This is a genomic window from Pseudomonas fluorescens (assembly GCF_000968015.1).
Lineage (GTDB): Bacteria > Pseudomonadota > Gammaproteobacteria > Pseudomonadales > Pseudomonadaceae > Aquipseudomonas > Aquipseudomonas fluorescens_W.
In genome coordinates this window covers 1-7,629 of record NZ_LACH01000074.1, presented here as the reverse complement: position 1 = coordinate 7,629, position 7,629 = coordinate 1, and the positions used below count along the sequence as shown (strand labels likewise).

Below are 7,629 nucleotides of genomic sequence, written 5' to 3'. Positions count from 1 at the left end.
GCTGCTGTCAGGTTACGGCGGGACTTTCACCCACAAGATTGAGCCCATGCTGGGCGCACACAACAAAGCCCGCACATGGCGGGCTTTGCTTTGGATCAATCCAGACTTAGAACCTGAATACTTCCATATCGGTCCGGATTGGCGAAGCCATCGGGATCTTTGGTTGCTTATCCTGTTCTGCCGCCGGCGCCACAGGCTTGGCAGCCTGTTTTTTTGGCGCTTCGGCAATTGGCGGCTGATTGGCCAGCGGCTTGAGCGCCGTCGACAGTTGCTCGGCCAGACGCTGCAGCAATACACCCTGAGCCTGAACCTGAGCCGCGGTGCCACCGGCATGCTGTTCCTGCAGGTGAATAATGCGGTTATCACGAACCTGGCCACGACGGTCGATCAGACGCCATTGCGCATCAAGGATCGCCGGTTGCGCCTCACCCGAGTCCAGGCGAGTAATCGTCAGAAGAACCTGCACATCCGGCGTGAAGCCCACTGTCGCTGGCGCCAGCACAACGCGCTGGCTGTCCAGACGACCGGCGACCTGACGCAGCAGCAACTGATCGATGTCCGAAGACAGGCTACCCGCCCAACGACCATCAGCCGAAGCTTGCAGGCTGCCATCCGGCTGTCGCTGCAACAATGTTTCGCGTTGCAGGTAATCAGCGACCGTTACCGGACCCAGTAATACAGCCATGCCCGCGCTTTGCGCAGGCTGAGCCGGACTTCCGCTGTCCAGCTGATACAGCGACACCGGTTGGTGAACGCTGCAACCCGCCAGGCCAAGAACGCCAGCGAGCATCAAAATAAAAGGAAGGCGCAGAGCAGTCATCGTCCCATCCAGGTGGTTGCCATAAGGCTAACCACAGTGAAAATACTCAATAAATATGAAGAACGCTCGGCCACGCCGGCGCTTGAAAGGCCATATCATCCGTGAATATGCGTTCCGACTCCAGCGGCAAAGCGTCGATCTACGCGTTAAATCGTAGATCGAGCGCTCTAGGACGCTTAATTGAGGTTTTCGACGAGCAGCGCATCTACCCTCTGAAAGCCACGTGGCAATTTGTTACCACGACGTCCACGCTCACCTTTGTAGTGTTCGAGGTCGTCCGCTTTCAGGGACAAGGTACGTTTTCCGGCCTGCAGCACCAACGTGGCGCCATCCGGCAATACAGCGATGTCCGTGACATATTCTTCGCGACTGGCGACACGCTCACCGGAGATCCCGATGATCTTGTTGCCTTTGCCCTTACCTAATTGTGGCAGATCGCTGATTTTGAAGATCAGCAGGCGACCTTCGGTGGTCACCGAAGCCAGCCAGTTTTGCTCACGATCAGCCACCGGACGCGGCAGAATCACCTTGGCGTTGTTCGGCAGGCTCAACAGTGCCTTGCCGGCCTTGTTCTTGGCTTGCAGGTCTTCACCCTTGACCACAAAACCGTAACCGGCGTCGGACGCGATCACGTACAGCGAATCGTCTTCCGGCATCAGCACGCATTCGAAGCTCGCCCCTGGTGGCGGCGTCAGACGACCGGTCAGCGGTTCGCCCTGGCCTCGGGCCGATGGCAGTGTGTGCGCGGCCACCGAATAGCTGCGACCGGTGGAATCGATAAACACCGCAAACTGGTTGGAGCGTCCGGGCGCCAAGGCCTTGAAACCATCCCCGGCCTTGTAGGAAAGCCCGGTGGCGTCGATTTCGTGCCCCTTGGCAGAACGAACCCAGCCTTTTTCCGACAGAACGACGGTTACTTTCTCGTTCGGCAGCAGATCGTGCTCGGTCAGGGCTTTGGCTTCGGTGCGCTCGACGATTGGCGAGCGACGGTCGTCGCCGTAGGTTTCGGCATCCTTGATCAGCTCGGTGCGGACCAGTTTTTTCAGCTTGGCTTCACTGCTCAGCAGGGCTTGCAGCTTGGCTTGTTCCTTGAGCAGCTCATCCTGCTCGGCACGCAGTTTCATTTCTTCCAGTCGCGCCAACTGACGCAAACGGGTGTCGAGAATGTAGTCGGCCTGGATTTCGCTCAGGGCGAAACGCTCGATCAGCGCGGCTTTCGGGTGCTCCTCGGTGCGGATGATGTGGATCACTTCATCCAGGTTGAGGTAGGCAATCAACAAACCGTCCAACAGGTGCAGGCGACGCTCGACCTTGTCGAGGCGGAATTGCAGGCGACGACGCACGGTCTGCACCCGGAACTCCAGCCACTCGACCAGCAATGCCCGCAGGTTTTTCAGCTGCGGCTTGCCGTCCAGGCCGATGATGTTGATGTTGACCCGATAGCTCGACTCCAGCTCGGTGCTGGCGAACAGGTGCTGCATCAGCGCGTCGTGGTCAAAGTTTTTGCGTGCGCCCGGAATAATCACGATCCGGCACGGGTTTTCGTGGTCAGACTCGTCTCGCAGGTCAGCGATCTGCGGGGCTTTGGACGGCTTGGCCTGCATCATGGCCGCGATCTGCTCCAGCACCTTGGCGCCAGACACCTGATGCGGCAGCGCGGTGACAATGATGTCGCCGTCTTCAATGTGGTAGACGGCGCGCATGCGCACCGAGCCCTTGCCGGTTTCGTACATTTTCAGCAGGTCGGCGCGCGGCGTGATGATTTCCGCTTCGGTCGGGTAATCCGGGCCCTGGATGTGTTCGCAGAGCTGTTCGACCGTGGCTTTCGGCTCATCGAGCAAACGCACGCAAGCCGTGGCGACTTCGCGCAGGTTGTGCGGCGGTACGTCGGTGGCCATGCCCACGGCGATGCCGGTGGTGCCGTTGAGCAGGATGTTCGGCAAACGCGCCGGCAACACCAGCGGCTCGTCGAGCGTACCGTCGAAGTTCGGCCCCCAGTCCGCAGTGCCCTGGCCCAGTTCGCTGAGCAGCACTTCGGAATAACGCGACAGCCGCGCTTCGGTGTAACGCATGGCAGCGAAGGACTTGGGATCATCCGGCGCACCCCAGTTACCCTGGCCGTCGACCAGCGTGTAGCGGTAACTGAACGGCTGGGCCATCAGGACCATGGCTTCGTAGCAGGCCGAGTCGCCGTGCGGGTGGAACTTGCCGAGCACGTCACCGACGGTACGCGCCGATTTCTTGTGCTTGGAATCGGCGTCCAGCCCCAACTCGCTCATCGCGTAGATGATGCGCCGCTGTACCGGTTTCAGGCCGTCGCCGATATGCGGCAAGGCACGGTCCATGATCACGTACATGGAGTAGTTGAGGTAGGCATTTTCGGTGAAGTCAGCCAGTGACCGGCGTTCTACACCGTCCAGGCTGAGATCAAGGGAGTCGCTCATGCGGGCCTCATCGGTTCGTTGTCTGGCGCAGCAGCATGGTGCCACCGCGCTGGGTAAATTCAAGTTTGTTCAGCGCGCTCATTCCGAGCAGCACTTGCTTGCCATCCAGGCCTGGCACGACGAGGGCGCGCACATCACGCAGCACAATGTCGCCCAGTTGCAGCCGGTCGATGCGGGTTCGGTAACCCTGAGTGCGACCGTTGGCTGTGCTCAGGGTCACCCCGAAGCCTTTTTCCAGTTTCAGCCGTTCGGCCATTTCCGCCGGGATCGACACGTCGGTCGCCCCGGTATCGAGCATGAAATCCACCGGCTGACCGTTGATCTGGCCGCTGGCGACGAAGTGACCCTGTGTGTTGCTGGCCAGTTTCACTTCGATAAAACCTTCGCCCTGCTCAGAGCTGACGACGGTGTTGGGGTTCTGCTGACGCGCCTCCCACTGGCCGAAAAACCGCGTCGCCAGAAACAGCGCCGCGCACCAGGCCAGCACCATCAACACTCGACCGGCGCGTTTGCCCGGCGGCTGCTGACTCATGACTTGGCACTCCAGCCACCTTCAGGTGCGGCAAAGCGCCAGACGATCGGACGTTCCTCGCCATCGGCGCGGGCATCGTTGTTGTTGTCGGTGCCAATCCATGCGCCCTCAGCGTCAACAATCAATGCTTCGGTCAGGCCGTAAGGGTTTGAATAGCGGCGATGCACCTGCAAGGCTTCATCGGCAAACGACCAGCAGCGCTCGACCTTGGCCGTCACCGCATCACGGCGGCAGATCTGGTAAGCGTTGCGCTCAAGGGTAAACAGCTTGCCGTTGAACAGCGACAGGTCGGCAAAGTCTCGGGACACTGCTTTGGCTCGGGGAAACTGCGCCGGCTGCATTTCTTTCCCGGCTTCGCTCAGCAACACACAGCCACCATCGCAATCCCAGACCGTTTGTTTGCGCTTGATCAGCAACAAGCCACGGCTTTGACGCTCGGCGGCAAGCCACAATTGATCACCCGCCGGATTGATCGCCAAGCCCTCGAACAACGCATTGAAGTGCAGCAGCATGCCACTGGCCCGGGCTTCGCGAATCAGAATCGGCGAGATCTTCAGCCAGGACGATGGCCCAACGGGTGGCACTTGCAGAATCGCGGCATGAGATTCGCTGACGATGTAGCGATTACCGGCGCTGTCGCAGGTGATGCCTTCAAAATCCAGATCCCCGCCACGGACAAACGACGCCACCCAGGATCGCGAACGCAAGCCCCAGGGTAAACCGCTGTCTGGCACCGGTGGTACGCCAATGCCCACGGTTTCGGCTTGCCATACCTTGTCGCGGGTATCGAGCCGGTAAATCTGATCGTCGTCGCGATCCGACACCGCCCACATATCCTTGCCGCACTGGGCCAGCCCGGACAGGTTGCCGCCGCGCATACCGTCAACGGGATGCTCGGACAACAGGCGCAGCTCCGGCACCGGCTCGGCAAACACCGAAACCGAGGTCAGAAGTAACGCACACGCCAGGGCCAAGCCAACCCGCATCAGCCAAGAACCTCGGCCAGGTTGCCTTTGGATTCCAGCCAGGATTTGCGGTCACCGGCGCGTTTCTTCGCCAGCAGCATGTCCATCATTTCCGAGGTCGCTTCGAAATCTTCCAGCGTCAGCTGCACCAGACGTCGAGTGTTCGGATCCATGGTGGTTTCGCGCAGCTGCGGCGGGTTCATTTCACCCAGACCTTTGAATCGTGTGACCTGCGGCTTGCCGCGTTTCTTCTCGGCCACCAGACGATCGAGGATGCCATCGCGCTCGGCTTCGTCCAGGGCGTAGTAAATCTCTTTGCCCAGGTCGATACGGTACAGCGGCGGCATCGCGACGTAGACGTGACCGGCATCCACCAACGGGCGGAAATGCTGGACGAACAACGCGCACAGCAACGTGGCGATGTGCAGACCGTCGGAGTCGGCGTCGGCGAGGATGCAGATCTTGCCGTAACGCAACTGAGCGATGTCCGCCGAGCCCGGATCGACGCCGATGGCCACGGCAATGTTGTGCACTTCCTGGCTGGCCAGCACTTCGCTGCCGTCGACTTCCCAGGTGTTCAAAATCTTGCCGCGCAACGGCAGGATCGCTTGAAATTCTTTATCCCGTGCCTGCTTGGCCGAGCCGCCGGCGGAATCACCTTCCACCAGAAACAGCTCGGAGCGCATCGGGTCCTGCCCGGCGCAATCGGCGAGTTTGCCCGGCAGTGCCGGCCCCGCCGTGATGCGCTTGCGCTCGACCTTCTTGCTGGCCTTGAGACGACGGCCGGCATTGTTGATCGCCAGTTCCGCCAGCAACATGCCGGTTTCCGGGTTGGCGTTGAGCCACAGGCTGAACGCGTCCTTGACCACACCGGAAACGAACGCGGCCGCTTCACGGGATGACAAGCGCTCTTTGGTCTGGCCGGAGAATTGCGGCTCTTGCATCTTCATCGACAGCACGAAAGCGATGCGTTCCCAGACGTCTTCCGGCGCCAGTTTCACGCCACGAGGCAGCAGGCTGCGGAATTCGCAGAATTCGCGCATCGCGTCAAGCAACCCCTGACGCAGACCGTTGACGTGGGTACCGCCCTGCGCCGTCGGGATCAGGTTGACGTAGCTTTCCTGAACGCTGTCGCCACCTTCCGGCAACCACAGCAGGGCCCAATCGACCGCTTCTTTGTTACCGGCCAGGCTGCCGCAGAACGGCTCGTCCGGCAGACGCTCGAATCCGTTGACCGCGTCGACCAGGTAGGAGCGCAGGCCGTCTTCGTAATGCCATTCGACTTTCTCGCCGGTGGCCTTGTCTTCAAAACTGACCAGCAGCCCCGGGCACAGAACGGCCTTGGCCTTGAGCACGTGCTTGAGGCGGCTGATGGAGAATTTCGGCGAATCGAAGTATTTCGGGTCCGGCGCGAAGAACACGCTGGTACCCGTGTTGCGCTTGCCGACGGTACCAATGATTTCCAGCTCGGTTTTCTTGTAACCGTCGGCGAAGGTCATCTGGTATTCGTTGCCGTCACGCTTGACGCGCACCCGGACTTCGTTCGACAAGGCGTTGACCACGGAAATACCCACCCCGTGCAGACCGCCGGAGAACTGGTAGTTCTTGTTGGAAAACTTGCCACCAGCATGAAGCTTGGTGAGGATCAGCTCGACACCCGACACACCCTCTTCCGGGTGAATGTCCACCGGCATGCCACGGCCGTCATCGCTGACTTCCAGGGAGTGATCGGCGTGCAGGATGACCTGCACCGAGGTCGCGTGCCCGGCCAAGGCTTCGTCGACGCTGTTGTCGATGACTTCCTGGGCGAGGTGGTTCGGCCGACTGGTGTCGGTGTACATGCCGGGGCGTTTGCGCACCGGGTCGAGGCCCGAGAGGACTTCGATGGCGTCTGCGTTATAAGAGCTAGCGCTGGGAGTGGCCATGGGGTCTCGTCGTCAAATGTTCTGTGAAATAGAGGCGACGACTCACAGTGCAGTGAAATCAATCGCCTGATACAAATCTGCGCCGATACCGGCAAAACTCAGCATTGCCGGAAGTTGCGCGGCAAAACCCTGGAAACTATGGTCGCCGCCGGCCTGGATACGCAAGGCACAGGCCCGGTAATACTGCTGGGCGAGGCGATAGTCCAGCGTTTCGTCGCCGGTCTGCAACCACACCTGATACCGCTGCGGGTCCTGGGGCGCCGGCACTTCCAGCTCGGCCAGGGCCGTCACGTGGTCGTGGGTCAACTCCCAAGCCTCATCGGTATACAGGTTTTTCTGCGTCCCCAGATACCCGTCGAACATCCGGTGCGGACTGACGGCAGGGTTGATCAACAGGGCCTTGAGGCCATGGCGCTCGGCCAAGTGAGTCGCATAGTAGCCGCCGAGTGAGCTGCCGACCAGCAGTGGCCGCCCAAGCTCCTCAATCGCCTTGTTTAGCTGACCGATGGCCTCGCGCGGATGGTGATGCAAGGCCGGAACGCGCAACTGATCGCTCAAACCCAGACGCTCCATCACTTGCACCAACTGCGTGGCCTTTTTAGACGAAGGCGCGCTGTTGAAACCGTGGATATAAAGGATCGAACCAGACATTTGAGCTCCCTGTGCGTCGGGTAAAGAGGCGCAGTTTACAGGGACTCGGGGCGATCGGGGATATAGGCAAAAATCAGGTTACCCGAACCGGCGCCATCGCGAGCAGGCTCGCTCCCACAGGGGATTGATGTATGACCGAAAGAAAATGGTCGGCTGTCAGGCCGTCATCGCGAGCAGGCTCACTCCTACAGTGGAATGATGTACATCTGCAAGAAATTGGTCGGCTGGCAGGACGCCATCGCGAGCAGGCTCGCTCCCACAGGGGATTGATGTATGACCGGAAGAAAATGGT

The 7,629-nt window shown here is 60.3% G+C and carries 6 protein-coding genes; all 6 read right to left on the bottom strand.

The window, feature by feature from the left end:
* Positions 1–106: 106 nt before the first annotated feature.
* Positions 107–820: a PqiC family protein gene (locus VD17_RS28425; protein ID WP_046056740.1), complete on the bottom strand. Its 714-nt coding sequence runs from the start codon at positions 818–820 to the stop codon at positions 107–109.
* A 176-nt stretch (positions 821–996) separates the two neighbouring features.
* Positions 997–3,264, bottom strand: coding sequence for a DNA topoisomerase IV subunit A (gene parC, locus VD17_RS28420; RefSeq protein ID WP_046056739.1), 2,268 nt, complete (start codon positions 3,262–3,264; stop codon positions 997–999).
* A gap of 7 nt (positions 3,265–3,271) precedes the next feature.
* Positions 3,272–3,796 carry a retropepsin-like aspartic protease family protein gene (locus VD17_RS28415; RefSeq protein WP_033055504.1) on the bottom strand — a complete coding sequence of 175 codons (525 nt, stop codon included), beginning with the start codon at positions 3,794–3,796 and terminating at the stop codon, positions 3,272–3,274.
* Positions 3,793–4,782 (bottom strand): esterase-like activity of phytase family protein, encoded by a 990-nt coding sequence (locus tag VD17_RS28410; protein ID WP_046056738.1) that lies wholly within the window; start codon positions 4,780–4,782, stop codon positions 3,793–3,795. Before VD17_RS28410 ends, VD17_RS28415 begins: the two co-directional genes overlap by 4 nt.
* Positions 4,782–6,686 (bottom strand): DNA topoisomerase IV subunit B, encoded by a 1,905-nt coding sequence (gene parE / locus VD17_RS28405; protein WP_046056737.1) that lies wholly within the window; start codon positions 6,684–6,686, stop codon positions 4,782–4,784. Before parE ends, VD17_RS28410 begins: the two co-directional genes overlap by 1 nt.
* 42 nt (positions 6,687–6,728) lie before the next feature.
* On the bottom strand, positions 6,729–7,337 hold the full coding sequence (locus VD17_RS28400) for a YqiA/YcfP family alpha/beta fold hydrolase (protein WP_046056736.1): 609 nt from the start codon (positions 7,335–7,337) through the stop codon (positions 6,729–6,731).
* Positions 7,338–7,629 lie beyond the last annotated feature (292 nt).

Coding starts and splice junctions, on each gene's coding strand:
- VD17_RS28425 (WP_046056740.1), bottom strand. CDS start 820: ATGACTGCTCTGCGCCTTCCTTTTATTTTGATGCTCGCTGGCGTTCTT.
- parC (WP_046056739.1), bottom strand. CDS start 3,264: ATGAGCGACTCCCTTGATCTCAGCCTGGACGGTGTAGAACGCCGGTCA.
- VD17_RS28415 (WP_033055504.1), bottom strand. CDS start 3,796: ATGAGTCAGCAGCCGCCGGGCAAACGCGCCGGTCGAGTGTTGATGGTG.
- VD17_RS28410 (WP_046056738.1), bottom strand. CDS start 4,782: ATGCGGGTTGGCTTGGCCCTGGCGTGTGCGTTACTTCTGACCTCGGTT.
- parE (WP_046056737.1), bottom strand. CDS start 6,686: ATGGCCACTCCCAGCGCTAGCTCTTATAACGCAGACGCCATCGAAGTC.
- VD17_RS28400 (WP_046056736.1), bottom strand. CDS start 7,337: ATGTCTGGTTCGATCCTTTATATCCACGGTTTCAACAGCGCGCCTTCG.